The 26,989-nt window shown below is 66.8% G+C and carries 28 protein-coding genes; 15 read left to right on the plus strand and 13 right to left on the minus strand.

The features are described 5' to 3' along the window. Positions 1-76: 76 nt before the first annotated feature. The 4 genes from C0V75_RS01665 to C0V75_RS01680 all read right to left on the minus strand — a co-directional run bounded on the left by C0V75_RS01665 (position 77) and on the right by C0V75_RS01680 (position 4,857). Entirely contained in the window at positions 77-2,575 is a 2,499-nt protein-coding gene (locus C0V75_RS01665) for an FAD-dependent oxidoreductase (protein ID WP_101919162.1), read from the minus strand. 197 nt (positions 2,576-2,772) lie between these two features. Next, positions 2,773-3,564, minus strand: coding sequence for a metal ABC transporter permease (locus C0V75_RS01670; protein ID WP_101919855.1), 792 nt, complete (start codon positions 3,562-3,564; stop codon positions 2,773-2,775). After that, entirely contained in the window at positions 3,557-4,333 is a 777-nt protein-coding gene (locus C0V75_RS01675) for a metal ABC transporter ATP-binding protein (RefSeq protein ID WP_101919163.1), read from the minus strand. Before C0V75_RS01675 ends, C0V75_RS01670 begins: the two co-directional genes overlap by 8 nt. After that, entirely contained in the window at positions 4,330-4,857 is a 528-nt protein-coding gene (locus C0V75_RS01680; protein WP_101919164.1) for a Fur family transcriptional regulator, read from the minus strand. Before C0V75_RS01680 ends, C0V75_RS01675 begins: the two co-directional genes overlap by 4 nt. A 70-nt stretch (positions 4,858-4,927) precedes the next feature. Between C0V75_RS01680 and C0V75_RS01685 the strand changes: the two genes are divergently transcribed. Continuing rightward, complete coding sequence (locus C0V75_RS01685; protein ID WP_101919165.1) at positions 4,928-5,989, plus strand: zinc ABC transporter substrate-binding protein; 1,062 nt, start codon at positions 4,928-4,930, stop codon at positions 5,987-5,989. Between the two features lie 56 nt (positions 5,990-6,045). Next, positions 6,046-7,032: an aldose epimerase family protein gene (locus tag C0V75_RS01690; protein WP_101919166.1), complete on the plus strand. Its 987-nt coding sequence runs from the start codon at positions 6,046-6,048 to the stop codon at positions 7,030-7,032. Here the strand turns inward: C0V75_RS01690 and C0V75_RS01695 are convergent. Beyond that, the gene (locus tag C0V75_RS01695) at positions 7,029-8,276 is read right to left on the minus strand and encodes a urate hydroxylase PuuD (RefSeq protein ID WP_101919856.1); all 1,248 of its coding nucleotides are present in this window, start codon (positions 8,274-8,276) and stop codon (positions 7,029-7,031) included. The two genes, C0V75_RS01690 and C0V75_RS01695, sit on opposite strands and share 4 nt — an antisense overlap. A 123-nt stretch (positions 8,277-8,399) precedes the next feature. Between C0V75_RS01695 and C0V75_RS01700 the strand changes: the two genes are divergently transcribed. Genes C0V75_RS01700 through C0V75_RS01715 form a run of 4 tightly spaced genes read left to right on the plus strand, consistent with a single transcriptional unit; the run spans position 8,400 to position 10,703 of the window. After that, positions 8,400-9,332 (plus strand): LysR family transcriptional regulator, encoded by a 933-nt coding sequence (locus C0V75_RS01700; RefSeq protein WP_101919167.1) that lies wholly within the window; start codon positions 8,400-8,402, stop codon positions 9,330-9,332. After that, positions 9,329-10,003: a hypothetical protein gene (locus C0V75_RS01705; RefSeq protein WP_101919168.1), complete on the plus strand. Its 675-nt coding sequence runs from the start codon at positions 9,329-9,331 to the stop codon at positions 10,001-10,003. The genes C0V75_RS01700 and C0V75_RS01705 overlap by 4 nt, the downstream gene beginning before the upstream one ends. Before the next feature lie 56 nt (positions 10,004-10,059). Beyond that, the gene (locus C0V75_RS01710) at positions 10,060-10,275 is read left to right on the plus strand and encodes a plasmid stabilization protein (protein WP_101919169.1); all 216 of its coding nucleotides are present in this window, start codon (positions 10,060-10,062) and stop codon (positions 10,273-10,275) included. Further along, positions 10,275-10,703 (plus strand): PIN domain-containing protein, encoded by a 429-nt coding sequence (locus C0V75_RS01715; protein ID WP_101919170.1) that lies wholly within the window; start codon positions 10,275-10,277, stop codon positions 10,701-10,703. The genes C0V75_RS01710 and C0V75_RS01715 overlap by 1 nt, the downstream gene beginning before the upstream one ends. Here the strand turns inward: C0V75_RS01715 and uraH are convergent. Then, entirely contained in the window at positions 10,688-11,047 is a 360-nt protein-coding gene (uraH, locus tag C0V75_RS01720; protein WP_101919171.1) for a hydroxyisourate hydrolase, read from the minus strand. The genes C0V75_RS01715 and uraH overlap by 16 nt on opposite strands. Before the next feature lie 154 nt (positions 11,048-11,201). On the opposite strand from uraH, the gene puuE reads away from it, so the two are divergent. The 4 genes from puuE to C0V75_RS01740 all read left to right on the plus strand — a co-directional run bounded on the left by puuE (position 11,202) and on the right by C0V75_RS01740 (position 16,206). Next, positions 11,202-12,617 carry an allantoinase PuuE gene (gene puuE / locus C0V75_RS01725; RefSeq protein WP_101919172.1) on the plus strand — a complete coding sequence of 472 codons (1,416 nt, stop codon included), beginning with the start codon at positions 11,202-11,204 and terminating at the stop codon, positions 12,615-12,617. After that, positions 12,614-13,456, plus strand: coding sequence for a bifunctional allantoicase/(S)-ureidoglycine aminohydrolase (locus tag C0V75_RS01730; RefSeq protein WP_101919173.1), 843 nt, complete (start codon positions 12,614-12,616; stop codon positions 13,454-13,456). The genes puuE and C0V75_RS01730 overlap by 4 nt, the downstream gene beginning before the upstream one ends. Before the next feature lie 101 nt (positions 13,457-13,557). Then, entirely contained in the window at positions 13,558-14,031 is a 474-nt protein-coding gene (locus C0V75_RS01735) for an ureidoglycolate lyase (RefSeq protein WP_101919174.1), read from the plus strand. A 207-nt stretch (positions 14,032-14,238) separates the two neighbouring features. After that, on the plus strand, positions 14,239-16,206 hold the full coding sequence (locus C0V75_RS01740; RefSeq protein WP_101919175.1) for a potassium transporter Kup: 1,968 nt from the start codon (positions 14,239-14,241) through the stop codon (positions 16,204-16,206). A gap of 18 nt (positions 16,207-16,224) precedes the next feature. On the opposite strand, the gene C0V75_RS01745 is transcribed toward C0V75_RS01740, so the two are convergent. The 5 genes from C0V75_RS01745 to bhcA form a co-directional block, all read right to left on the minus strand. Further along, complete coding sequence (locus C0V75_RS01745; RefSeq protein ID WP_101919176.1) at positions 16,225-17,199, minus strand: type I glyceraldehyde-3-phosphate dehydrogenase; 975 nt, start codon at positions 17,197-17,199, stop codon at positions 16,225-16,227. A 203-nt stretch (positions 17,200-17,402) separates the two neighbouring features. Beyond that, positions 17,403-18,362, minus strand: coding sequence for an iminosuccinate reductase BhcD (gene bhcD / locus C0V75_RS01750; protein ID WP_101919177.1), 960 nt, complete (start codon positions 18,360-18,362; stop codon positions 17,403-17,405). A gap of 70 nt (positions 18,363-18,432) precedes the next feature. Then, positions 18,433-19,596, minus strand: a complete 1,164-nt coding sequence (gene bhcC, locus C0V75_RS01755) for a 3-hydroxy-D-aspartate aldolase BhcC (protein WP_101919857.1) — start codon at positions 19,594-19,596, stop codon at positions 18,433-18,435. A gap of 5 nt (positions 19,597-19,601) precedes the next feature. Beyond that, on the minus strand, positions 19,602-20,573 hold the full coding sequence (gene bhcB, locus C0V75_RS01760; protein ID WP_101919178.1) for a beta-hydroxyaspartate dehydratase BhcB: 972 nt from the start codon (positions 20,571-20,573) through the stop codon (positions 19,602-19,604). 9 nt (positions 20,574-20,582) lie between these two features. Then, a complete protein-coding gene (gene bhcA, locus C0V75_RS01765) occupies positions 20,583-21,773 on the minus strand; it encodes an L-aspartate--glyoxylate aminotransferase BhcA (protein WP_101919179.1) in 1,191 nt (396 codons plus the stop codon). Positions 21,774-21,924: 151 nt separating this feature from the next. On the opposite strand from bhcA, the gene bhcR reads away from it, so the two are divergent. Further along, complete coding sequence (gene bhcR, locus C0V75_RS01770) at positions 21,925-22,740, plus strand: HTH-type transcriptional regulator BhcR (protein WP_101919858.1); 816 nt, start codon at positions 21,925-21,927, stop codon at positions 22,738-22,740. Positions 22,741-22,883: 143 nt separating this feature from the next. Here bhcR and C0V75_RS01775 read toward each other — a convergent pair whose 3' ends face one another. Next, the gene (locus C0V75_RS01775) at positions 22,884-24,056 is read right to left on the minus strand and encodes a MalY/PatB family protein (RefSeq protein WP_101919180.1); all 1,173 of its coding nucleotides are present in this window, start codon (positions 24,054-24,056) and stop codon (positions 22,884-22,886) included. A gap of 222 nt (positions 24,057-24,278) precedes the next feature. Between C0V75_RS01775 and def (C0V75_RS01780) the strand changes: the two genes are divergently transcribed. Genes def (C0V75_RS01780) through C0V75_RS01795 form a run of 4 tightly spaced genes read left to right on the plus strand, consistent with a single transcriptional unit; the run spans position 24,279 to position 26,489 of the window. Continuing rightward, positions 24,279-24,803 carry a peptide deformylase gene (gene def / locus C0V75_RS01780; protein WP_101919859.1) on the plus strand — a complete coding sequence of 175 codons (525 nt, stop codon included), beginning with the start codon at positions 24,279-24,281 and terminating at the stop codon, positions 24,801-24,803. Beyond that, a complete protein-coding gene (gene def / locus C0V75_RS01785; protein WP_101919181.1) occupies positions 24,800-25,303 on the plus strand; it encodes a peptide deformylase in 504 nt (167 codons plus the stop codon). Before def (C0V75_RS01780) ends, def (C0V75_RS01785) begins: the two co-directional genes overlap by 4 nt. Further along, complete coding sequence (gene fmt / locus C0V75_RS01790) at positions 25,300-26,196, plus strand: methionyl-tRNA formyltransferase (protein ID WP_101919182.1); 897 nt, start codon at positions 25,300-25,302, stop codon at positions 26,194-26,196. Before def (C0V75_RS01785) ends, fmt begins: the two co-directional genes overlap by 4 nt. Before the next feature lie 56 nt (positions 26,197-26,252). Then, positions 26,253-26,489 carry a GlsB/YeaQ/YmgE family stress response membrane protein gene (locus tag C0V75_RS01795; RefSeq protein WP_101919183.1) on the plus strand — a complete coding sequence of 79 codons (237 nt, stop codon included), beginning with the start codon at positions 26,253-26,255 and terminating at the stop codon, positions 26,487-26,489. On the opposite strand, the gene C0V75_RS01800 is transcribed toward C0V75_RS01795, so the two are convergent. Continuing rightward, entirely contained in the window at positions 26,486-26,974 is a 489-nt protein-coding gene (locus C0V75_RS01800) for a transcriptional regulator (RefSeq protein ID WP_101919184.1), read from the minus strand. The two genes, C0V75_RS01795 and C0V75_RS01800, sit on opposite strands and share 4 nt — an antisense overlap. Positions 26,975-26,989: the final 15 nt, after the last annotated feature.

Below are 26,989 nucleotides of genomic sequence, written 5' to 3' on the forward strand. Positions count from 1 at the left end.
GCCTCGCCACCATCGCCACAAGGCAAAGGGGCACCGGACGCGCGCCCGATGCCCCTTGCTTTCGCGCCTGACGGGATCAGCCGTCGATGCGGATGCGTTCGTTCTTCGGGTCGAAGGGGCTGTCCTCCGTCACCACGGCATCCCATTCCTGCCGCAGGATCTTGACCTTCAGCTTCGTGCCGGGCGCCGCCAGATCGGGGCGCACATAGCCCATCCCGATCTGCTTGCCAAAGGCCACCGACCACCCGCCCGAAGTCAACCGCCCCACCTTCTCGCCATCCAGAAGCAGCGCCTCCTTGCCCCAGGGATCGGTATCCGACGGCCCGTCGATCAGCAGCGTCACGCATTTGCTGCGGATGCCGGTCTCCAGCATCTTCGCCTTGCCCCGGAACTCCTTCGACAGATCGACGAACCGATCCAGTGCCGCCTCAAGGGGCGTCGCATCCCGGCCCAGTTCGTTCCCGAAGGCACGATAGGATTTCTCCTGCCGCAGCCAGTTCTGCGCCCGCGCGCCCACGGGCTTCAGCCCGAGCTTCTCCCCCACCGACCAGATCAGGTTCCACAGATACCGCCCCATCTCCACAGGGTGATGCAGCTCCCAGCCCAACTCGCCCGTATAGGCCACGCGCACCGCCCGCACCGGGCACATGCCGAGCTCGATGTCGCGATAGCTCAGCCAGGGGAAGCGCTTGTTGCCCAGCACCGTCTCGGGATCTGCATCCTTGACGATCTCCTTCAGGATCGCGCGGCTGTTCGGCCCCGCCAGCGCAAACACACCCCATTGCGTGGTGATGTCATGGATATCGACATAGCCGCCGCCCTGCGCCATCCAGTCCTCGGCGGACTTGATCAGGAAGTCGGCATCATAGGCCGTCCATGCGCCCGCCGAGATGAGGTAGTACTCATTCTCCTTCAACCGGACGATGGTGTATTCCGTCCGCGTCGTGCCGTGATCGGTCAGCGCATAGGTCAGGTTGATCCGGCCCACATTCGGCAGCTTGTTGCAGGTAAACCAGTCAAGGAAACCCGTCGCCCCCGGCCCGCGCAGCAGATGCTTGGTAAAGGCCGTGGCGTCGATGATCCCCGCCGTGGTGCGGATGGCCTTCGCCTCGGCCTCGGCATAGGGCCACCACGTCCCGCGCCGGAACGACCGCCCGTCATGATCGAACGTCGCAGGCGCATCCTTGGGGCCATAGTAGTTCGGCCGTTCCCAGCCATTCACCTGCCCCATCTGCGCGCCCAGGGCGATCTGGGCGTCATAGTTGGGCGCCGTGCGCAGCGGGCGGCAGGCCTCACGCTCTTCATCTGGGTGGTGCAGGATGAAGACATGCTCATAGCATTCCTCATTCTTCCGTGCGGCATATTCGGTGGTCATCCAGTTGCCGTAGCGCTTCGGGTCGAGGCTCGCCATGTCGATCTCGGCCTCACCTTCCGTCATCATCTGGGCAAGGTAATAGCCCGTCCCGCCCGCCGCCGTGATCCCGAAGCTGAAGCCTTCCGCGATCCACATGTTGCGCAGCCCCGGCACCGGGCCGACCAGCGGGTTGCCATCCGGCGTATAGCAGATCGGACCGTTGTAATCGTCCTTCAGACCCACCGTTTCCGAAGAGGGGATACGGTGGATCATCGACATGTACTCCGCCTCGATCCGCTCCAGATCCAGCGGGAAAAGGTCCGCCCGGAAGGACTGCGGCACGTCATACAGGAACCGCGCCGGGGCGTTCCGCTCATAGGGGCCAAGGATCCAGCCGCCCCGCTCTTCCCGCACATACCATTTCGCATCGGCATCGCGCAGCACCGGGTGCTGCGGATTGGTCTTTCGCCATTCCACCAGCGCCGGGTCAGGCTCCGTGACGATATACTGATGCTCCACCGGAATGGCCGGGATCTTGATCCCCAACAGCCGCGCCGTCCGCTGCGCGTGGTTGCCCGTCGCCGTCACCACATGCTCGGCATGGATGTCGTATGTCTCTTCGGTCGGCACCAGATTGCCGCCCCGATCCTCCATCTTCGTGACCGAAACGATCCATTCGCTCCCGGTCCAGCGATAGCCGTCCACCTGGATCTTCCGCTCGATCGTCGCGCCCAGTTGCCGCGCGCCCTTGGCCATGGCCTGCGTCACATCGGCGGGGTTAATGTAGCCGTCCTGCGGGTGATAAAGCGCGCCCACCAGATCCTCCGTCCGCACCAGCGGCCAGCGATCCTTGATCTCCTTCGGCGTCAGGAACTCGTGATAGACGCCCGCCGTCTCCGCGACGGACGAATAGAGCATGTATTCATCCATCCGCTCCTGCCGCTGGGCCATCCGCAGATTGCCCACGACATAAAAGCCGGGGTTCAGCCCCGTCTCGGCCTCCAGCCCCTTGTAGAAATCGACGCTGTACTTGTGGATATGCGTCGTCGCATAGCTCATGTTGAACAGGGGCAGCAGGCCCGCCGCATGCCAGGTGGACCCGGCGGTCAGCTCGTCCCGCTCCACCAGCATCGTGTCCCAGCCTGCCTTGGCAAGGTGATAGGCGATGCCGTTCCCGACGGCACCACCGCCGACGACAAGGGCTTTGACATGGGTCTTCATGGGGGCGACTCCGCGGAAAGGTGTTTGCCCCTTATCTGCCCGAACGCGCAGGAACGGGGCAAGTCAACCCGACCCTTGGCAGACAAAAGCGACATGGCTGTAAAATCCGCGACCTGCGCGGGAGGGCAGGCCCCCGGGTGTTTCACACCCCCGGACCCAAGTGGGACATGATCGGACAGAAAATGAAGCGGCAGGCCCTATCTGCGCCCGACGCGCCCAAACGCCGCCGAGAGCGCGAAAAGCAGCGCCGCCGCCGCGATGATGGACGGCCCCGCCGGCGTATCCTGCCAGAGCGACAGTTGCAGACCCGCAATCGCCGATCCGGCCCCGATCACCACGGCGATGGCCGCCATCGCCTCCGGCGTCCGTGCCAGCCCCCGCGCCGCCGCCGCCGGGATGATCAGCATCGCCGCGATCAGCAATGCCCCCACCACCTTGATCGCCACCGCCACCACCACAGCCAGCGCCAGCGTCAGCACCAGCCGCTCCCGCGCCGGGTTCAACCCCGAGGCATGGGCCAGATCCTCGTTCACCGTCGCCGTCAGCAAGGCCTGCCAGCGCCAGACCAACAGGCCCAGAACCAGCGCCGCGCCCCCCCAGACCAGCGCCAGATCGCCCCGCGTCACCGCAAGGATATCGCCAAACAGCCATGCCGAAAGATCGGTCCGCGCGCCCGGCACGAAACTCACCGCCACCAGCCCGAAGGCCAGCGCCGAATGCGCCAGCACCCCCAGCGTCGTATCCATCGCCCAGCCCCGCGCCGCCAGCGTGGCCACGGTAAAGGCCATGGCCAGCGCCACGACCAGCGTGCCGAAGGTCACCGGCAGATCGGCGGCCAGCGCCAGCGCCACGCCAAGGATCGCCGCATGGGATGTGGCATCCCCGAAATAGGCCATCCGCCGCCACACGACGAAAGACCCAAGCGGCCCCGTCGCCAGCGACAGCCCCACCCCGGCCAGCGCCGCGCGGATCAGGAAATCGTCAAGCATGGTGGTGATCATGGTCATGCTTGTGGTCATGGTGATGATGCGCCTGCGCCTCGCCATGATCGTGGCTATGGTCATGCACATGCTGATACAGGGCCAGCGCCCCCTGCGTCCCCAGCCCGAACAGCGCGCGGTATTCCGGCGCGGTGGACACCACGCGCGGCGTCCCCTCACAGCAAATATGCCCGTTCAGGCAGATCACCCGGTCCGACGCCGCCATGACCACATGCAGATCATGGCTCACCATCAGCACCGCAACGCCCGTCTCGCGCCGCACCTCTTCGATCAGCCGGTAGAAGGCCGCCTCGCCGGGCTGGTCCAGCCCCTGCGTCGGTTCATCCAGGATCAGGATATCCGGCTGCGACAGCAGCGCCCGCGCCAGCAGCACGCGCTGGAACTGGCCGCCCGACAGATCGGCCATCTGCCGCCCCGCCACCTCCGGCACGCCCACCCGCGCCAACGCCGCCGCAGCCTCGGCATCCCCCACCCGGCGCGGCAGCGACAGGAACCGCCGCACCGTCATCGGCATGGTCCGGTCGATGGCCAGCCGCTGCGGCACATAGCCCACCACCAGCCCCGGCCGCTGCACGACCCGGCCGCCACTGGCCGGGACGATCCCCAGCAACGCCCGAAGCAGCGTCGATTTCCCCGATCCGTTGGGACCAAGGATCGTCACGATCTCGCCCGGCTGAACCGCAAGGCTCACATCCGACAGCACGGGATGCGCCTCAAGCCGCACCGACAGATGTTCCGCCGTAATCAGCGCCGTCATGACGCCGTCCCCCGGCAGGCCGGGCAAAGACCCATCGCCTCGATATTCGACCGTTCCACCGTGAACCCCAGGGACGCCGCCACCGCATCCACCGCCGCGCGCACCGGGGCGGCCGGCGCCTCGGCCACATGGTTGCACTCGCGGCAGATCAGGAAGACCGGCGCATGATCCTCGCCCGGATGCATGCAGGCGGCAAAGGCGTTCAGGCGGCGGATGCGATGGGCCAGCCCGTTCTCCACCAGAAAATCCAGCGCGCGATAGGCCACTGGCGGCTGGTTCCCGAAGCCTTCCGCCGCCAGCCGTTGCAAAACGTCATAGGCCCCCAGCGCGCGATGTTCCTCCAGCAGGATCTCCAGCACCCGCCGCCGCACCGGCGTCAGCCGCGCCCCCTGCGCTTCGGCCAAGGCCTCGGCCCGCGCCAGAACATCACCCGCGCAATGGCTGTGGTCATGGCGCGCAAAGGCAACCTGCGGCGGCGCGGCGCAGCCGGGGCAGGCGTCGGAGTGATCATGCTCATGCGCCATGGGGGCCTCTTGACATGTTATTGTATAACATACATAGGGCCCGTTGATCTGCACAGGAAGGGCCACCCCGATGCGTTATATCATCTCCTCCGCCTTTGCCACCCTCGCCACCGCCCTTCCCGCCCTGGCCGAGGTGCCACGCGTCGTGACCGATATCCACCCCGTCCATGCCCTCGTCTCGCAGGTGATGGGCGATCTGGGCACGCCCGAACTCCTGCTCGAACGCGGCGCGAATGAGCATGACTTCCAGCTTCGCCCTTCGCAGGCGGCCGGACTGGCCGAAGCCGATCTGGTGGTCTGGATCGGCCCCGAACTCACCCCCTGGCTCGACCGCGCGCTGGAAGGGCTGGGCGAAGGCTCCACCCGGCTCACGCTCCTCACCGTCCCAGGCACGGAAACCCGCGAATTCTCGGAAGACGGCGCCCATGCGGGGCATGACCACGGCACTGCTGAAAAGGCCGCCGCCGAGGATCACGACCACGATCATGACCACGATCACGGCCACGAGGAAACCGCCGAAGCCGCACATGACCACGATCACGGCCATGACCACGGGCACGAGGAAACCGCCGCCGCAGGCCATGACCACGACCACGGCCACAGCCATGACGGCCTTGATCCCCATGCCTGGCTGGACCCCGCCAATGCGCAACTCTGGCTGACCGCCATCGCCGCCGAACTGGGACGGATCGACCCGGCCAACGCCGCGACCTACACCGCCAATGCCGAAACCGCCGCCGCCGAAATCGCCGCGCTGGATGCGGAACTGGCGGCCACGCTCGCCCCGCTCCAGGGCAAGCCCATCGTCGTCTATCACGATGCCTACGGCTATCTCGCCGCACATTACGGGCTGGATATCTTCGGCTCCATCGCCCTGGGTGACTCCACCGCCCCCGGCGCCGCACGCCTCGCCGAACTGCGCGAAGGCATCGCGGCAGGCACCCCCGTCTGCCTCTTCCCCGAGGCGCAGCATGACCCCGCGCTTGTCGAGCAACTCGCCGAAGGCACCGGCGCGCGCATCGGCGGCGCGCTCGATCCCAACGGATCGCTGCAAGAACCGGGGCCGGGCGCCTATGCCGGTCTGTTGCGTGCGCTGGCCGGGACCATGGTCGATTGCGTTCAGACCTCCTGACGGCTTGACCCACGCGCCGACAGGCCTCACCACTGCTGAAGGGCAGGGGGGATCGCATGACGGATCGGCAATTGGGCATCGCGCCCTTCGGCAGAACGGCGCAGGGCGAAGCGGTCCAGCGCGTCACCCTGGGCCGCGATGGCCTGACCGTTTCCATCCTGACCTGGGGCGCGGTGCTACAGGGCGTCTGGCTGGAAGGCGCGACCCGCAACCTCACCCTCGGCTCTGACCGGCTGTCGGATTACCAGGGCGACATGCGCTACCACGGCTCGCTCATCGGGCCGGTGGTCAACCGATTCAGCAATGCCCGCGCCACCATCGCCGGGCAAGACCTCCGCTTCGAGGCCAATCAGGATGGCCGGCACACCCTCCATTCCGGCAGCGCAGGGACGCATCTGAAGGTCTGGCGTCTGGCCGAGGCGACGGAAGACAGTCTCCGCCTCGAACTCGACCTGCCCGATGGCGAAGGCGGCTTTCCCGGCAACCGCCGCGTCACCGCTTCATGGCATGTTGACGGGGTCAGCCTGCACCTCCAGGTCCATGCCTCGACAGACCGCGCCACCCCGGTCAACTTCGCCAATCACAGCTACTGGAACCTCGACGGCAGCCCCACCTGGGCCGGTCACCGCCTTATGGTCGCCGCCGACCGCTACCTTCCCACCACCCCCGATTTCACCCCCACGGGCGAAATCCTGTCGGTGGACGGCACGGCGATGGATTTCCGCAAGGCCCGCCGCATCGAACCGGGGGTGGACCTCTTCGACAACTGCTACATCCTGGGCACCGCGCCCGCTCCGCTGCGCGAGGTGCTGCGCCTCACCGGCCAGACGGGCATCGGCCTCGTCGTCTCCACAACAGAACCGGGCGTGCAGGTCTATGACGGCCGCAACGCCTTCCGTCCCGGCAAGGGCGCATATGAAGGCTTCGCGATCGAGGCACAGAACTGGCCCGATGCGCCCAACCATGCGGGCTTTCCCTCGATCACGCTGGAACCGGGCCGGAACTACCACCAGCACACCGTCTGGCGGTTCACCCGCGACTAGCCGTCCACCCCGCCCACACCGGCGCTGCGGAACCATTGCACGATGGCGGCCCGCTCCTGCAGCTCCATATAGCTCAGGTTGCCAGGCGGCATGGCATGCGACACCCCCGCCTGAAGATAGATGCGCCGCGCCTCATGCGCGATCTGGGCGGGTGTCTCCAGCACCACCCCCTTGGGCGGCCAATACATCCCCTCCCATACCGGCTCCGCCGCGTGGCACATGGAACAGCGCCCCTGCACGATCCCCACCACATCCTCAAACCCGCTGGCCGAGGCATAGGTCAACGCCGCCCCCGACAAGGCCGCCCCCTCCTCCTCTCCCGCCGCCGCAACCTTCATCGGCGCGGTGGACAGCCAGGCGATCACAAGGAACAGCACCGCCGTCGCCGCCCAGGTCCAATGCGGATTGCCCTTGCGCGCGTGGCGGGTGTTGAACCAGTGCCGGATCGTCACCCCCATCAGGAACACCAGCGACGCAATCAGCCAGTTGTATTCGGTGGCAAAGACAAGCGGGTAATGGTTCGACAGCATCAGAAACAGCACCGGCAGCGTCAGATAGTTGTTATGCGTGCTGCGCTGCTTGGCGATCTTGCCGTATTTCGGGTCCGGGGTCCGGCCTGCCTTCAGATCCGCCACCACGATCTTCTGGTTCGGGATGATGACCATGAACACATTGGCCGACATGATCGTCGCCGTGAAGGCCCCCAGATGCAGCAGCGCCGCCCGCCCCGAAAAGACCTGCGTATAGCCCCAGGCCATCGCCACCAGCACCACGAACAGCGCCACCATCAGCACGGTCTGGTTGGCATTCACGAAAACCCGGCAAAGCGCATTGTAGGCCAGCCAGCCAAAGGCCAGCGACGCCAGCGAAATCGCCACCGCCTGCCAGACCTGCAACTCCATCACCGTCGGGTCGATCAGGTATAGGTCCGCCCCCAGGTAATAGACCAACACCAGCATGGCAAAGCCCGACAGCCAGGTCGCATAGCTCTCCCATTTGAACCAGGTCAGATGTTCGGGCAGCCGCTCGGGGGCCACCAGATATTTCTGGATGTGATAGAACCCCCCACCATGGACCTGCCATTCCTCGCCATGGGCCAGTTCCGGCATCCCCGGCGCCTTCCGCAGGCCAAGGTCCAGCGCGATGAAATAGAAGGACGACCCGATCCAGGCGATGGCCGTGATCACATGCGTCCAGCGCGCCGCGATCTCCACCCATTCCCACAGCACGGCCCAATCATAGATGCCTTCCATCGGCGCGGTCCCCTTCGTTCTTTTCCGAAAGGCTATACCGCCGCCCATTCCCCTGTTAATCCTTCAAATGCCCAATCACTTTCAAATCCCGGCAAAGAATGGGGCGCAGCGGCCATGTCCTATGTGAACAACATCAGAATGTTCGTCCGTGTCTATGAATTGGGCAGCATGAGTGCGGCCGCCCGCGATCAGCGCTGCTCCCCCGCCGTCGCCTCCGCCCGCATTTCCGAGTTGGAAAAACATCTCGGCGTCCGCCTCTTCAACCGCACCACCCGCAGCCTGCAACCCACAGAAAACGGCCGCATCTTCTATGACGGCGCCCGCCGCGTGCTCGACACGATCGACGAGGCCGAGGCCGCCGTGATGGACGTGACGCAGAACCCGCGCGGCACGCTTTTCATCGCCGCCCCGCTGGGCATCGGGCGGCGCTTCATCGCGCCCCATGTCCCCGCCTTCAAGGATCTCTACCCCCAGATCGACCTGCGCCTCCGCCTGTCGGACCGGGTCATCGACGTTACCGGCGAAGGGCTGGACATCGCCTTCCACCTCGGGCTTCTGGAGGATTCAACGCTCAAGGTCCGCCTCATCGCCGAATGCCCCCGCATCCTCTGCGCCGCCCCCGCCTATGTCGCCCGGCGCGGCATGCCCGCCGATGGCGCGGCGCTGGTGCAGGACAGGCATGATTGCCTCAACCTCCGCTTTCCCGGCGCGAAGGAATTCCAGTGGACGCTGCAAACCCCCGAAGGTCCGCGCCGCTTCGAAATCGCCGGCCCCTACGAATCCGATGATGGCGACGTGCTCACCGGCTGGGCGCTCAACGGGCACGGGATCGTGCTGAAACCGATCTTCGAAGTGGCCGAACATCTCAAGGACGGCACCCTCCTCCCCGTCGCCACCGCCACACCGCCCCTGCCCACCCAGCTTTCCGTCCTGTCGCAGCACCGCAGGCTCAAGGACCCCAAGGTCCGGCTCTTCACCGATTTCATCGTCGCCCGCATCAAGGCGGACATGGCCGCGCGCATGGCAGGACTTACCCCCGCCCCATGACCCTGCAAGACGTGATAGACGCGCCCCCATGGTGCGTGGCGCTGGCCGAAGAGACAGGCCCCGACCTTATCCTCGCCTTCGCCAGCATCGGCCATGATGCGACCCGCCCGCCCTCGCCCGAATTCGTGGCCTCCAGCCGCGCGCAAGGCCACCGCGCCCTGTTCTTCATGGATGCCTCCCGTAGCTGGGGCCTCGACCCGGCCTTCCCCGCGATCCTCCACCGCGCCCTCGCCGCCGCAGGCCCGGCACAGCGCCGCCTCGCCATCGGCTCTTCCATGGGCGCGGCCATGGCCCTGCGTGCCGCCGCCCATGTCCCCCTCGACGCGATCCTCGCCTTCGGCCCGCAATCGCACCTCGCCGATCCCCGCTGGCAGCACTGGACCGCCCGCCTCGCCGATCCCGGCCCCCCGCCCCTGACCCCCGGCCCCTGGACAATCCTCCTCCACGCCCTCGACGACGACCGCGATCAGGCGATGGGCTTCCCGCAGCAGCCGGGAACCGACCATCTCCTTTTCCCCGGCCTCACCCATTCCCGCCTCGGCCCCCATCTCAAGGAACGCGGCCTCCTGACCGGCCTGATCGACGCCGCCCTCGCCCGCGACCGCCGCCGCCTGCTGCGCCTTGCCATCAATGCGGGTGGGGTCCGGCGCGACAAAGGTATGCCTGGCTAAGACATCAACGATATCAGCCGTAGCCCCAGTCATCGCGACAAGGGACATCGGCTGCCATGGCAAGCATCATCATCCGCAACCTCGAAGATGACGTGAAGGCAAGGCTGAAGCTGCGCGCCGCCACCCATGGCCGCTCGATGGAGGAAGAAGCGCGCGACATCCTCCGCTTCGCCGTGGGCGCGGCCGATCCTCGCGCCGATCTCGGCGCGGTCATCGCCGCCCGCTTCGCCGATCTGGGCGAGGCACTGCCGCTCCTCGACCGGGGTCTCTGATGATCCTTCTCGACACCCCGATCCTGTCATCATTGATGGCCCCCGATCCCGACCCGCGCCTTTTCCGCTGGTTCGCGCGCCACCCGGCAGCCCTTCTGCACATCTCCACCGTGACCGAGGCCGAACTCCTCGCCGCCGCCGCCCGCCTCCCGGAAGGCAAGCGTCAGCGCAGCATCGCCCAGATCGACGCCATGGTCGGCGAGGATTTTGCCGGGCGCGTCCTGCCGCTCGACAGCGCCGCCGCCCGCGACCTTGCCGCGATCCTCGCCCGCAGCAGCCGCGCGGGCATCCGCCTGCCCATGGCCTGCGCCCAGAACGCCGCCATCGCGCGCGCCAATGGCGCCAGACTCGCCACGCTCAGCCCCACGATCTACGCCCATACCGGCGTGGAGTGCATCGACCCGCTGGGCGATCAGGAACCGCGATAGGTCGAATAGGCAAAGGGCGAAATCAGCAGCGGCACATGGTAATGCTGCCCCGCATCCGGCACGCCAAAGCGGATCGGGATCTGGTCCAGAAACAGTACCCCCTCCCCGGCCTGTCCCGTCGTCCGCAGATAATCCCCCGCGAAGAAGACCAGCTCATAGGTCCCTTCCGTGAAATCCTTCCCCGTCAGCATCGGCGCATCCGTCCGGCCGTCGGCATTGGTCACCGTCTCGGCGATCTTGCGATGGGAATTCCCGCTCACCCGATAAAGCGCGATCTTCACCCCCGCCGCGGGCTTGCCCCGTGCCGTGTCCAGAACATGGGTCGTCAACCGTCCGCCGCTCATGCGATCCTCCTGCCTTGCCCGCCCATCCTAGCCCCATCCCCCGCATCAGGCGACAGGATCACGCCCGGATAGGTCCTTCTGGCATTTTTTGATAAACCCCGCCGCCCAGACCGCCTAAGCTGTCCGCAACACTGCCCAAACCGGGATCATCACCGTGAACCGCTACCCGCGCGATTTCCGGGGCCACGGCCCCAACCCACCCGATGCGAAATGGCCGGGGGGCGCAAAGATCGCCATCTCCCTCGTCCTCAACTATGAAGAGGGCGGCGAAAACAACCTCCTCCACGGCGACGCCCAATCCGAGGCCTTCCTCTCCGACATCGCCGGTGCCCAGCCCTGGCCGGGGATGCGCCACTGGAACATGGAATCCCTCTACGATTACGGCGCGCGCGCGGGCTTCTGGCGGCTCCACCGCCTTTTCACCGAACGGCGCCTTCCCGTCACCATCTATGGCGTGACCACGGCCCTCGCCCGCAACCCCGAACAGGTGGCGGCGATGAAGGCGGCGGGGTGGGAGATCGCCTCACACGGCCTGAAATGGGTCGATCACCGCGACATGGCCGAGGATGTCGAACGCGCCCAGATCGCGGAATCCTTCCGCCTGCACGAAGAGGTGGTCGGCGAACCCCCGCGCGGCTGGTACACGGGTCGCTGCTCCATGAACACCGTCCGGCTGACGGCCGAAACCGCCCGTCTCGACTGGATTTCCGACACCTATGACGACGACCTGCCCTATTGGCTGGAACTCGGCGACCGCGACCAGTTGGTGATCCCCTACACGCTCGAAGCCAATGACATGCGCTTCGCCACCGCGCCGGGCTATATCGAAGGCGAACAGTTCTTCACATATCTGAAGGACAGCTTCGACACCCTCTATGCCGAAGGCCAGGCGGGCCGCGCCAAGATGTTCTCCATCGGCCTCCACTGCCGCCTGATCGGACGACCGGGCAAGATCGCGGGCCTGATCCGCTTCCTCGATTACGCCCAGCGCCACGAAGGCGTCTGGTTCGCCCGCCGCATCGACATCGCCCGCCACTGGGCCGCCACCCATCCCCACCGCCGCATCGAACGCCCCTCGCAGATGACCCGCGAACGTTTCGTCGAACGTTTCGGCGGCATCTTCGAACATTCCCCCTGGATCGCCGAAGGCGCCTGGTCCCTCGAACTCGGCCCCGCGCATGATTGCGCCACGGGCCTGCACAACGCGCTGGCCCGCATCTTCCGCAGCGCCACGCCCGATCAGCGCCTCGCCGTCCTGCGCGCCCATCCCGATCTCGCGGGCAAACTCGCCGCCGCGAAACGGCTGACCCCCGAATCCACCGCCGAACAGGCCAGCGCCGCGCTCGACGCCCTCACCGATGACGAACGCGCCACCTTCCAGCGGCTCAATACCGACTACGTCGCCAAGCATGGCTTCCCCTTCGTCATCGCCGTGCGCGACAACAGCAAGGCCTCCATCCTGAGCGCCTTCACCACCCGCATCGGCAACGACACCGAAACCGAATTCGCCACTGCCTGCGCGCAGGTGGAACGCATCGCCGAACTTCGCCTCAAGGACCTCCTGCCATGACCGGCTACTACGCCCCCACGGGCGGCCTCCCCCCCCAGACCAGCCTGATGACCGGCCGCGCCATCTTCACCACGGCCTATGCCTTCCTGCCCAAGGGCGTCTTTTCCGACATCGTCACCAGCTACCTCCCCGGCTGGACGAAAACCCGCCTCTGGCTGATCGCCCGCCCGATGACCGGCTTCTCCGAAACCTTCAGCCAATATGTGATGGAGGTCGCCCCCGGCGGCGGCTCCGACGCGCCCGATCCGGAAACCGGCGCGGAACACTGGTTCTTCTTCACACACGGCCTCGCCACCCTCACCCTCGGCGGTCAGGCGCAAGAGGTAGAGGCAGGCTCTTACGCCTATATCCCCCCCGGCCTGCCTTGGACGCTTCACGCCGAAGGCACGGAACCCACCCGCTTCCACTGGCTGCGTAAGCTTTACGAACCGGCACCGGGGCTAACCCCGCCCGACCCGATCCTCATCAACGAACGCGACCTCGCCCCCATCGCGATGCCGGATACCGAAGGCCGCTGGGCCACCACCCGCTTCGCCGATCCCGCCGACCTGCGCCACGACGCCCATGTGAACATCGTCACCTTCCAACCGGGCGGCCTGATCCCCTTCGAGGAAACCCATGTCATGGAACACGGGCTCTTCGTCCTCGAAGGCAAGGCGGTCTATAAACTCAACACCGATTGGGTGGAGGTAGAGGCCGGCGATTTCATGTGGCTCCGCGCCTTCTGCCCGCAGGCCTGCTATGCCGCAGGCCCCGGCCCCTTCCGCTACCTCCTTTACAAGGACGTCAACCGCCATGCCAAACTGCGCGGACCGGGTGCCTTCGGCCCGCCACGCTGACCCCGGATATCCCGAAGACCCTCCCCACTTTCTGTCTGGAAATATCCTGCGGGGGTCCGGGGGTGCAAAACCCCCGGTCCTGTCCCAACAACCGGCGCGACATGCGAGAGATCAGAACCGAACCCCTCACCCCCGCCGCCTTCGCCCCCTTCGGCGATGTGCTGGAGGCGACGGGCGATTTCCGCCTCATCAATGCGGGCCTCTGCCGCCGCCACCATGACCGCGCCACCCTCGATTTCGGCCCCGACGGCCGCGCCGGCATCTCCGTCTTCAAGGCGGAACCCCGCGCCCTGCCCTACAGCTTCGACCTGATCGAACGCCATCCCGACGGCAGCCAGGCCTTCCTCCCCATGACCGCAGATCCCTTCCTCGTCATCGTGGCCGAAAGCCCCGCCCATCGCCCCCGCGCTTTCCTCACCGATGGCACCCAGGGCATCAACCTGCATCGCGGCACCTGGCATGGCGTGCTGACCCCCCTCCACCCCCCCGGCCTCTTTGCCGTGGTGGACAGGATCGGTGCCACCCCGAACCTCGAAGAACACCGCTATCCCGAGGCGTGGGTCGTAACCATCTGACGGCACAGAAGAATCCCGCCGCGATTCTGCACCGCAGAATTTTCGTTGCCGCAACCGCATGACAGGCGTAACCTCACCCTCAGGCGCCGCGACTCACGCGGTATCTTCCGGAGTGTCCCGGACCGCTGCCAAGGTCCGACCGCCGTCCCCGCCCCAAGGGCCCTGACGCGCGCAGCCGATCCCCATCCAGACAAGAACCGTGTCCCAATGATCCAGAAACCGTCTGCCGCGGTTTCGGGCGTCGATCCGCTCCCGGTAATCGACGATTCCGAACTCGACATCGCCGATTACCTCCGGGAAGAGGCCGATCCCCCGCCCGCCGTCCCGCAAGGCTTTGCCGCCCTCACCATCGGTGCAGTGGGCGTGGTCTATGGCGATATCGGCACCTCGCCCATCTACGCCTTCCGCGAGGCGCTCCGCCCCGTCGCCGCCGATGGCCTCGCCCGGGCCGAGGTGCTGGGCCTCCTCTCCCTTCTCATCTGGACGCTCACCCTGATCGTGACGGTGAAATACGTCCTCTTTCTGCTGCGTACCGACAACCGCGGCGAAGGCGGCGTGCTCGCGCTCTACACCCTGGCCCGCCTCGCCATCGGTCGCCGCTCGCTGCCGGTGCTCGCCCTCGCCGTGGCAGGGGCGGCGCTCTTTGCGGGCGACGCGATCATCACCCCCGCCATCTCGGTCCTCTCCGCGGTCGAAGGCGCCGGGCTCATCCTTCCCGACCTCGCAGAATGGGTCGTCCCCGTCACCCTGGGCATCATCCTTGCCCTCTTCCTCGTGCAGCGGCGCGGCACCGGGGCCATGTCGCTTGCCTTCGGGCCAGTCACCGCCCTCTGGTTTCTCACCCTCGGCGCCCTCGGGTTGTGGCACATCCTGGCCAATCCGGGCGTCCTCGCCGCCGTCTCGCCGACCCATGCGGTCTTCTTCCTGCTGGAACATCAGACCGTCGCCTTCCTCGTCCTCGGCGCGGTCTTCCTCGCCGTCACCGGGGCCGAGGCGCTCTATGCCGATCTCGGCCATTTCGGGCGCAAACCCATCATCACCGCCTGGATCGCATTGGTGATGCCCGCGCTCATCCTCAACTACCTCGGCCAGGGCGCGCTGGTCCTGTCCGACCCCGCTGCCATCGACGATCCCTTCTTCCGCCTCGTCCCCGAAGCCTGGCTGCCCGCCCTCGTCCTGATCGCCACCGCCGCCACTGTCATCGCCGCACAGGCCGTGATATCGGGCGCCTTCTCGATGACCCGCGCCGCCGTACAACTCGGCCTGCTGCCGCGCCTGACGATCCGCCACACCTCGCATGACCAGAGCGGCCAGATCTATATCGGCGCCGTCAACTGGATGCTGCTGGTCGGGGTCATCGCTCTTGTGCTGTCCTTCGGAAGCTCCGCCGCCCTCGCCTCGGCCTATGGCATCGCGGTGACAGGGACGATGGTGGTGACCACCCTCCTCGCCATCGTCTATGTCACGCAGGCAGGCAAACTGCCCCTGCCGCTGGCCCTCTTGCTCGCCGCGCCGATCCTGCTGCTGGAACTGGCCTTCCTCGCCTCGAACCTGACCAAGCTGCATGACGGCGGCTATGTCCCGGTCCTGCTGGCCGCCCTTCTCATGCTCGCCATGCTCGCCTGGTGGCGCGGCAGCCAGCAATTGCTGGCACATACCCACCGCCAAGCCATCGCGCTGGACGGCTTCGCCGCCTCCATGCTCAAAAGCTCTGCCCCCGTGGTTCCGGGCACCGCCTTCTTCCTGACGCCGGACCCGACTGTCGTGCCCTCGGCCCTGCTGCACAACCTCAAGCACAACCGCGTGCTGCACGACCAGAACGTCCTCGTCACGGTCGAGACGCTCCGTATCCCCGTCGCCGATCCCGAGGACCGCGCCAGCTACGAGGTCATCAACCCCCGCTTCGCCCGCCTCACCCTGCGCTTCGGCTTCATGGAAACCCCGAACGTGACCCGCGCCATGGCCCATGCCCGCAAGGCGGGGCTGAAATTCGACGTGATGGCCTCGTCCTTCTTCCTGGGCAAGCGGCGGCCCGTCGTCACCGGGCCCATCGGCCTCGACCGGCTGCTCGACAACATCTTCGCGCTCCTGTCGCGCTTCTCCGCCGATCCGTCCGACTTCTACCACCTGCCGCGCAATCGCGTGGTGGAACTGGGCGAACGGGTGGCCGTCTGATCCGCGCGGCGCGGCGGATCACCCCATCCGCCGCGCCACATCCAGCATCCGGTTGGAAAAACCCCATTCATTGTCATACCAGCCGAAGACCCGCAGCATCCCCCCCGCCGTGACCCGCGTCTCGGGACAGGCCATCACGATGCTCTCGGGCCGCGCCCGCAGGTCGGTCGATACCAGAGGCCGGTCCGTCGCCCCGATCACCCCACCCGCCGCCCGCAGCGCGGTGTTCACCTCCTCTGCCGTCACCGCCTTCGCCGTCATCACCGCCAGATCGACGCAAGAGACCGATGCCGTCGGCACCCGCACCGCCGACCCTTCGATCCGCCCCGCAATCTGCGGCAGCACCACATCCAGCAACCGGCTCGCCGAGGTCGTCGTCGGCACCATCGACAAGGCCGCCGCCCGCGACCGCGGATAATCCGCCGCCGGCGCATCCACCGTAGGCTGGCTGCCGGTATAGCAATGGATCGTCGTCATCGACCCCGTCACCACGCCCCAATGGTCGTCGATCAGCTTCGCCAGCGGCGCCAGCGCATTGGTCGTGCAGGACGCGTTCGACACGATGGCCTGATCCGCCAGCCGGTCCTCATTCGCGCCCAGCACCACGGTCAGATCGGCCGCCTTCGACGGCCCCGACACCAGCACGCGGCGCGCGCCCGCACGCAGCCCCCGCTCTGCCACCTCCCGCGCGTCGGCGCGGCCGGTGCATTCCATCACCACATCCACCCCCGTCAGAGGCAGGGCAGAGATATCCGCCGTCCGGTGCAGCGGGATCGCCCGCCCATTCACCACCAGCGCGCCGGGCTCCAGGCTGACCGTCCCCCGCCACGGGCCGAAGACGCTGTCATATTCAAAGAGATAGGCGCACATCTCGGCCGCCGCGATGTCATTGATCCCGGCAATGTCCAGCCCCGGCCAGCGGTCCGGCGACTGCAATGCCGCCCGCAGCACCGACCGCCCGATCCGCCCGAACCCGTTGATGAAGACGCGCATGTGACCAAGCCTCCCCGCCCGATGCGCCAGTCAGACCATGGCCCCGCAGGGGGTTCAATGCCTGAAACGAAATATGATCAAAAACGGAGTTTGACGCAAACTCCGGCCCGGTTCCTGACGCAGGAACCGCCACCAGACCCTGCGCCACTGCACCCCCCGATTTCTGCGTGCAGAAATCGACGCGAAATCTGCGCCAGATTTCGCTAGACCGAAACCTCCATCCCCAGCCCGCGCTCCCGCGCGCGCTGCACGGCCACCGCCGCCACGGCCAGATCCTGCAACCCAACGCCCGTCCCGTCGAACAGCGTGATCTCCTCGTCCGATCGCCGCCCCGCATCCGCCCCGGTCAGCACCGCCCCCAGCGGCACGATATCCCCCGCCGCCACCAGCCCCGCCGCCACCGCATGCTGCGCCTCGCCGATGGAAACCGACTGCGCCACCTCATCGGTGAACAGCCGCGCCTTCGCGACCAGCGCCACCTCCACCTCCTGCTTGCCCTTGGTATCGGTCCCCATGCAGGCCAGATGCGTGCCCGGCCCCACATGCGCCGCCAAAAGCGAGGCCGCAGGCGACGAGGTTATGGTGATGATCGCCTCCGCCTCCACCATCCGCTCCAGCGACACCGCCTCGAAGGGCAGGCCCAACTCATCGGCCACCGCCGCCAGCTTGGGCAGCATCTCGGGATGCAGGTTCCAGCCGATCACCCGGTCCCAGTCCCTGACCCGCGCCGCCGCGCGCAACTGGAACCCCGCCTGATGCCCCGCCCCCACGATGCCCAGCACCCGCGCCCCCTTCCGCGCCAGCCGGTCGATGGACAGGGCCGAAGCCGCCGCCGTCCGCAGCGCCGTCAACAGGTTCCCCCCCACCATCGCCGTGGGACGGCCCGAGTCCGGGTCAAACAGATAGACCGTCGATTGGTGATTGGTGATCCCGCGCCCCGCATTGCCGGGGAAATATCCCCCTGCCTTGACGCCCAGCATCCCCCCCGCCCTGTCCAGCCCGGACTTGAACCCGTATTGCCGCCCCTCGCCCAGCGCCTCGCGCACCACGGGGAAGTTGTAAGCCTCGCCCCGCGCCATGGCGGCAAAGGTCGCCGCCACCGCCGCATAGGCATCCTCGGGCGAAACGAGGTCGGCAATCAGCGCCTCGGAAACAATCAGCATCATTCATCCTTGCCGGAACAGGGTTTCCCCGGTCGTGCAGGGGGCGCATCACCCCCCACGCGCCCTTCGCTCAATAGGCCTTGCCGCGCGCCGAGACAGGCCAGACCACCTCCACCTTCCCGTTCCGCACGCCGACATACCAGTCATGGACATTGCAGGTCGGGTCGCAATGCCCCGGCACCAGCCGCAGCTTGTCATTGACCTTCAGAACACCCGCCGGATCGTCGATCACCCCATGCTCGTCGCTGCATTTGATGTATTTCACATCCGTCCGCCCAAAGATCACCGGCAGCCCGCTATCCACCGACTGCGCCTTCAGCCCCGCATCGCAGATCGCCCGATCCGCCTTGGCATGGCTCATCACGCTCGTCAGGATGAACAGCGCATTCTCCCATTCCCCCTGGTCGATCCGCTTCCCGTCCTTGTCCAGGATGCGCCCGTAATCCGCATCCATGAAGGCGTAAGACCCGCATTGCAGCTCGTTATAGACCCCCGAATTCCCCTCGAAGTAATAGGACCCCGTGCCGCCTCCGCCGACAATGTCGCAGTCCAGCCCCTCGGCCTTCAACGCCTCCACTGCATCCCGCACCATCGCCACCGCAATGTCGATCTTCGCCTTGCGGTCCTCATAACGGTCCATATGCTGCATCGCGCCCTGATAGGCCTGGATGCCCGCAAAGCGCAGCCCCGGCGCCGCGTCAATCGCCTTGCCCAAGGCCACCACCGCCGGCGTCGTCGTCACCCCGCAGCGCCCCGCGCCGCAGTCGATCTCCACCAGACATTCGATCGTGGTCCCGTGTTTCACCGCCGCCGCCGACAGGTCGGCGACATTCGCCAGATCATCCACACAGCAGATCGCCCGCGCGCCCAGCTTGGGGATGCGCGCCAGACGGTCGATCTTCGCCGGGTCGCGCACCTGATTGCTCACCAGCACATCCTTGATGCCGCCCCGCGCAAAGACCTCCGCCTCGCTCACCTTCTGGCAGCACACCCCGACCGATCCGCCCAGCCTTTCCTGCAACAGCGCCACATCCACCGATTTGTGCATCTTCCCATGCACCCGGTGCCGCACGCCCATCTCCTGCGCGAACCGCCCCATCTTCACGATGTTGCGCTCCAGCGCATCCAGGTCCAGCACAAGGCAGGGCGTCTGGATATCCGCCTCATCCATCCCCGGCAGCGCGGGAATGTCATAGCCCACTTCCAGCCCGTCGAAATCTCCGCGTCCGTCCATCATCCTCACCCCTTCATCCAAGGCAGCTTGTCCAGATCCACATTCCCGCCGGTCAGGATCACCCCCACCCGCTTGCCCCGGAACCTGTCCGGGTTCTTCAGGATCACGGCCAGCGGCACCGAACAGCTGGCCTCGATCACGATCTTCATCCGCTTCCAGTGGAGCTTCATCGCCTCGACGATTTCCTCCTCCGTCGCGGTCAGCACATCGGTCGCGTAGGTCCGCAGGAAATGCCAGGTCAGTTCCTTCAGCGGCACCTTCAACCCGTCGGCCACCGTATCGGGCGCATCATCCGCGATGATGTGCCCCGCCCGGAAACTGCGCGCCGCATCATCGGCATTCACCGGCTCCGCCGCGAAAATCTCCACCCCCGGCGCGATGGAAGACAGCGTCAGGCAGGTCCCCGAAATCATCCCGCCCCCACCGATGGGGGCCACCACCGCATCCAGCCCCTCCACCTGCTCCATCAATTCGCGCGAACAGGTCCCCTGTCCGGCAATCACACGCGGATCATTGTAGGGATGCACGAAATCCGCCCCCGTCCGCGCCTGCACCTCGGCGAACACCGCCTCGCGGCTGCTGGTGGAGGGCTCGCATTCCACGATCACCCCGCCATAGCCCCGCACCGCATCCTTCTTGGCCTGCGGCGCCGTGCGCGGCATCACCACCGTGCAGGGAATGCCCCGTCGCCCCGCCGCATAGGACAGGCTCAGCGCATGGTTCCCGCTCGAATGCGTCGCCACCCCGCGCTCCAACTGATCCTCGCGCAGGCCGAAGACGGCATTGCTTGCCCCGCGCACCTTGAACGCCCCGGCCTTCTGGAAATTCTCGCATTTGAAGAACAGCTCCGCCCCCGTCAGTTCGTTCAGGAACGAAGACGTCAGCACCGGCGTCCGGTGGATATGCGGCGCGATCCGCGCATGGGCCTCCACCACGTCCTCATAGGTCGGCACCCACAAACCCTGATAATCCTTCATCGCCTCCCCTCACTCTGCCGCCATCGCCATCGGCACGGCCGACCCGCGATAGAACTCCGCCGCCGCCGCCACGCCCGATCCCAACCGGATATCCCATCCCAGATCGGCCATGCACATCTCCGCCGTGGCCAGCCCGCCCAGCACCATCACATCGGTCAGCATTCCCAGATGCCCGATGCGGAACACCTTGCCCGCCACCTCGCCTAAGCCCACGCCAAAGGCCACGCCATATTTCTCCGCCGCCAGCTTCACGAGGTCCGTGCCATTGCACCCGGCAGGCACGACCACCGCCGTCACCGTCTCGGAATACAGATCCGCCGAGGCCGCGCAGGGCCGCATCCCCCAGGCCGCCACCGCGCGCCGCACCCCTTCGGCCAGCCGCGCATGGCGGGCATAGACGGCCTCCAGCCCCTCCTCCTCCAGCATCTCGATGGATTTCGCGAGACCCGCGATCAGCCCCACCGCGGGCGTATAGGGATACCCACCCCCGGCATAGCTCCGCAGCATGTCGCGGAAATCGAAAAAGGTCCGCGGCAGCCGCGCCCCCTCCATCGCCGCCAGCGCCTTGTCGGAAACCCCCAGGATTGCCAGCCCCGCCGGCAGCATGAATCCCTTCTGGCTCCCCGCCACCGCGATGTCCACGCCCCAACCGGCCATGTCGAAAGGCATCGACCCGATCGACGACACGCCATCCACGAACAGCATCGCCCCATGCCCCGCCACATCCATAGCGCGGCGGATGCCTGCGATATCCGAACGCACCCCCGTCGCCGTCTCGTTATGCGTCGCCAGCACCGCCTTGATCCGCCCCGCCCTGTCGGCCTTCAACGCCGCCTCGATGGCCGCCACGGGCGCACCCTGCCCCCAGGGCGTCTCGATGATCTCCACCTCCAGCCCATGCCGCTGGCACAGGTCGATCCAGCGATGGCTGAACATCCCGAACCGCGCCGCCAGAACGGTATCGCCCGGCGACAGCGTGTTGGTGATCGCCGCCTCCCATCCCCCCGTCCCGGTGGATGGCAGGATGATCACCTCGCCCCCCGCCATGCCCAGCACCCGCCGCACCCCCGCCACCGCAGGCCGGAACAGCTTGCCAAAGGCCGCCGACCGGTGATCCAGCGTCGGCATGTCACAGGCCTTGCGGATCGCCTCGGGAATGTTCGTCGGACCGGGAATGAAGACGGGATTCTGAAAGGACATGATGGCCACCTCGCTTGGGCATGGCATGACCCTACGCCCCGGCCACCCGCAGCACAATTTTTTCGAAAAGATTTTTCATATATCGAAAAACCCGCTATCCTTTCAAGAAATCAGGGACTTGCGATTTTTCACCCGAACCGGATGCCTCCAGATGCCCACAAAACCCCGCGGCCGCCCCAAGGCCTTCCACGACAAGACCGACCAGAACACCGTGCAGGCGCTCGACCGCGCGCTCGGGCTCCTCTCCACCCTCGCCGCCCATCCGGGCCTCACGCTTTCGGAACTCGCCGATACCTCCGGCCAGGCCGTCGCCACCGTCTATCGCGCGCTGGTCACCCTGCAATCGCACGGCATGGTGGAATCCGAAGACCCTGCCCAGACCTGGCATATCGGCCCCGGCGCCTTCCGCATCGGCTCTGCCTTCCTGCGCCGCACAAAGGTCGTGGAACGCGCCCGCGCCGCGATGGATGCGCTCATGCGCGACACGGGTGAAACCGCCAATCTCGGCGTCGAAGTCGGCGACGAAGTCCTCTTCCTCTCCCAGGTGGAAACCCATCAGGCGATCCGCGCCTTCTTCCCGCCCGGCACCATCGCCCCCATGCACGTCTCCGGCATCGGCAAGGCCCTTCTGGCCTGGTATCCAACGGAAAAGGTGCAAGGCATCCTCGCCCGCAAGGGCCTTCAACGCTTCACCACCCTCACCCATACCTCCGAAACCGCCCTCCTGCGCGATCTCGCCCGCATCCGCGACCGCGGCTTCGCCATCGACGATCAGGAACGCGCCGAAGGCATGCGCTGCGTCGCCGCCCCCATCTTCAACGCCCATGGCGAACCCGTCGCGGGTCTCTCGGTCAGCGGCCCGGCCTTCCGCATGGGCCTCTCCGATGCCACCCGCCTCGGCACCCTCGTCCGCGCCGCAGCCGACAAGGTGACAGAGGCGACGGGCGGCCAGCAACCCGCGCCCTAAGCCCTTTCATCTTGGCAAAAAATACTCGCGGGGGAGCGGGCGCGCAGCGACCGCGGGGGCGGCAGCCCCCCCCTTCTGACGGGGCGAAGTCCCCGGCAGAAGGGCAAGGGAATGCCGCGCATGCGGCGCCGCTCAATTCACCGCTATTGCAGGTCGCGGAACGCCGCCTGCATCCGCTCCACCGCCTCAACCACCATCGCGCGCGGCGCGGCGATGTTGAACCGCAGGAAGGTCTCTCCCCCCGTGCCAAAGGCATCGCCATGGTTGGTGGCGATCCGCGCCTCCTTCTCCACCCGCCCGATGAACTCCGCGGGCGCCATCCCGGTCCCGGAAAAATCCAGCCAGGCCAGATAGGTCGCCTCCAGCAGCATGGACCGCAGCCCCGGTATCCCCGCCATGCCTGCGTCAAAGACCTGCCGGTTCCCCTCCAGATAGGCCATCAGCGCATCCACCCATTCCGCGCCGTCCGGGGAATAGGCCGCCGTCGCCATATGCATCCCGAAACTGTTCCCCGAAATGCCCAGCGCCATGATCTTCGCCGCGAACTTCGCGCGCAGCGCGGGGTCCGCAATGATCACATTCCCCGTATGGCTGCCCGCAATGTTGAAGGTCTTGGTCGTCGCCGTCATCATCACCAGACGATCCATGATCTCCGGCGCGGCCAGAGGCATGGGCAGATGCCGCTGCCCCGGAAAGACCAGATCATGGTGAATCTCATCCGACACGAGGATCAGGTCATGCCGCTTGCAGAAATCGGCCACCCCCCGCAACTCCTCCGCCGTCCAGACCCGCCCCCCCGGATTGTGGGGTGAGCAGAGGATGAACATCCGCTCCCGCCCCGTCATCAACCCGTCCCAGGCGGCGAAATCCATCTCATAGCGCCCGTCGATCAGGGACAAGGGACATTCCCGCACCTCGCGCCCCGCCGCCTTTATCGTGCGCGCAAAGGCGTGATAGACCGGCGTCGTCAGCACCACCCCATCCCCCGGCGCGGTGAATGCCTCCAGACACAGCCCCGTCCCGTTCACCAAACCATGCGTGGTGAAAATGTCCCCCGCCGCCACGTCCCAGCCGTGCCGGTTCTTCATCCACCAGCGGATCGCCTCAAGATAGGCCCGGTCATCGCCGAAATAGCCATAGACGCCATGCGCCGCCATCCGCTCCACCGCCTGCTGCACGATGGCCGGGGGCCGGAACTCCATATCCGCCACCCACATTGCCAACCCGCCCTCGGCCGGAACGCCGTAAAGCTTCTCCATCATGTCCCATTTCACGCAATGGGTGCCGATGCGGTTGATCGGGGTGTCGAAATCCATATCCGCCCTCTGTCCAAGCTGCCTTGGCCACGAATAGCAACGCAGAACCGTCGTTCCAACTGAGAAATTGACGCCGATACAATGTTCCGATTCCAATACTTAAATCGGAACCCTGTCCCGATATACGATCAAAACACAAACCAGAATTCCGGATAACCCCTCGCCGCCACCCTCCCCGTCCCGCCATTGCACCCCTGGGGGCTTTTCCGCTATCCAACCCTCATGATCCGCCCTATCCTGATCCATCCCGACCCGCGCCTGAAGAAACTCTGCGACCCCGTCGCCGAGATCACGCCCGACATGGGCAAACTGGCCGAAGACATGCTTCAGACGATGTACGATGCCCCCGGCATCGGCCTCGCCGCCCCCCAGATCGGCGTCACCAAGCGGCTCATCGTCATGGATTGCGTCAAGGGCGAGAATGAGAGCCCCCGCCCCCTCGTCCTCTTCAACCCCGAAATCACTTGGGTATCGGAAGAGCTTTCGACCTATGACGAAGGCTGCCTCTCCATCCCCGACCAATATGCCGAGGTGCAGCGCCCCGCCGAGGTGCGCGTCCGCTGGATGGGCCTCGACGGCAAGTCGCAGGAAGAACAGTTCACCGGCCTCTGGGCCACCTGCGTCCAGCACGAGATCGACCATCTCAACGGCAAGCTCTTCATCGACTATCTGGGTCCGCTGAAACGCCAGCTCATCACCCGCAAGATGGAAAAACTGAAACGCGAACGCGCGCGGCAGGGCGGATGACCGTCCGCCCCTGCCTTCCCTGGCCCCACCCCATCCTGAAGGCCCCCGCCGCAACGGTGGATGCCATCACAGACGAGATCCGCGCCATCTGGGCCGACATGATCGACACGATGGATGCCATGCCCGGTTACGGCCTTGCCGCCGTGCAGATCGGCATTCCCCTCCGCCTCGCCGTAGTGGATTGCTCCACCGAACGCGGGCAGGCCATCCGCATGGCGAACCCGGAAATCCTGCATGCCTCTGTCCAGAACCGCACGCATGAAGAGGCCTCGCCCAACCTCCCCGGCGTCTCGGCAGTGATCGAACGCCCCCGCGCCGTGACCGTCCGCTTCCTGAACGACAAGGGCGAAACCGAAGAGCGCGACTTCGTCCATCTCTGGGCGACCTCGGTCCAGCACCAGATCGACCATCTCGCAGGCAAGATGTATTTCGACCGCCTCTCGCCCCTCAAGCGCAAGATGCTGCTCGCCAAGGCGGAAAAGCTGCGGAGGCGCGGGTGAAAATCGTTTTCATGGGCACGCCCGATTTCTCGGTCCCCGTGCTGCACGCCCTCGCTGCGCAGCATGACATCGTCGCCGTCTATAGCCAACCCCCCCGCCCCGCCGGCCGGGGCAAGGACCTCCGCCCCACTCCCGTCCATGCGGCCGCCGCAACGCTCGGCCTGCCCGTCCGCCATCCTGTCAGCCTGAAATCCCCTGAAGAACAGGCCGCCTTCGCCGCGCTGGATGCCGATGTGGCCGTCGTCGTCGCTTATGGCCTGATCCTGCCGCAAGCCATCCTCGACGCGCCCCGCCACGGTTGCCTCAACATCCACGCCTCGCTCCTGCCCCGCTGGCGCGGCGCGGCCCCGATCCACCGCGCCATCATGGCAGGCGATGCCGAAACCGGCATCTGCATCATGCAGATGGAGGCAGGCCTCGACACCGGCCCCGTCCTTTTGCGCCAATCCACCCCAATCGGGGCAGAGGAAACCACCCAGGACCTGCACGACCGCCTCTCCCAGATGGGCGCGCGCCTGATCCTGACGGCCCTCGACCGCCTGCCAACCCTCACCCCCGAAGCGCAACCCACCGAAGGCGTCACCTACGCCGCCAAGATCGAAAAGGCCGAATCCCGCATCGACTGGTCCCGCCCCGCGACCGAGGTTGACCGCCAGATCCGCGCCCTCTCGCCCTTCCCCGGCGCCTGGTGCATGGCAGGCGGCGAACGCATCAAACTCCTCCGCTCCCGCCTCGCGTCCGGCGCAGCCCCCCCCGGCACCCTCCTCCACGGCCTCACCATCGCCTGCGGGCAGGGGGCCATCGACATCACCCTCGCCCAGCGCGAAGGGAAAAAGGCCCAGGCCCCGCAGGATTTCCTCAACGGCCTCACCCTTCCCGCCCGGCTGGACTGACGGCTGGACGGATCGGGCAAGCTGCGCCACACTGACCGCGCAGACCGGAGGCACCCATGCCCATCCTCATCCTCATCGTCATCGGAGCCGCCGCGGGCTTCCTCGCCACCCGCTTCATGCGCGTGCAGACCGACGTCCTCACCACCATCGCCATCGGCATCGGCGGCGCGCTGCTGGGCTGGGGCATCCTGCGCTTCCTCGTCTCCGTCTCCGGCTGGGTCGCGGCCTTCGTCGGCGCGGTGATCGGGGCCATCGCCCTCATCTGGCTCTGGCAAAAATACGTCTCGCGCTAGCCGATCCGCTTCACCGCATCGCGCAGCCGGAACCCCGCCCCGCCCGCCGCGTCCCACAGCATCCGCCCCTGCCAGGCGGCAAAGATCATCGCCGCCGCCTCGGCCTTGCACCCGGCCTTGCGCGCCACCGCCGCCTCCACGCCCGCGCGCCAGGCTGCCGCCCGCTCCCCCGCCAGCCCCTCCCCAACCGAGGCCCAGACCAGCGACACCCGCACCGCCACCCCCAGCGCCTTCAGAAAGCCCTGCGCGCTCTCCTCCGCCGCCTCGGCGGCTTCCGTCACCGCCGCGACCCGCTCCCAGCCATGCGCCAGCGCGGCGCGCAGCATTCCCTCCCGGTCGCCATAGCGCTGCACCAGCGACGGCGGGGCCAGCCCAACCACCGCCGACACCGCGCCAAAGGACACCGCCGCCGCGCCCCGCTCTTCCAGCAGGTCGAGAACGGCATCATAGATCACGGCATCGGGGATGGAACGCGGTCGCGCCATGGCACATCCTGAACG

This window comes from Tabrizicola sp. TH137, assembly GCF_002855575.1.
Taxonomy (GTDB): Bacteria; Pseudomonadota; Alphaproteobacteria; order Rhodobacterales; family Rhodobacteraceae; genus Paragemmobacter.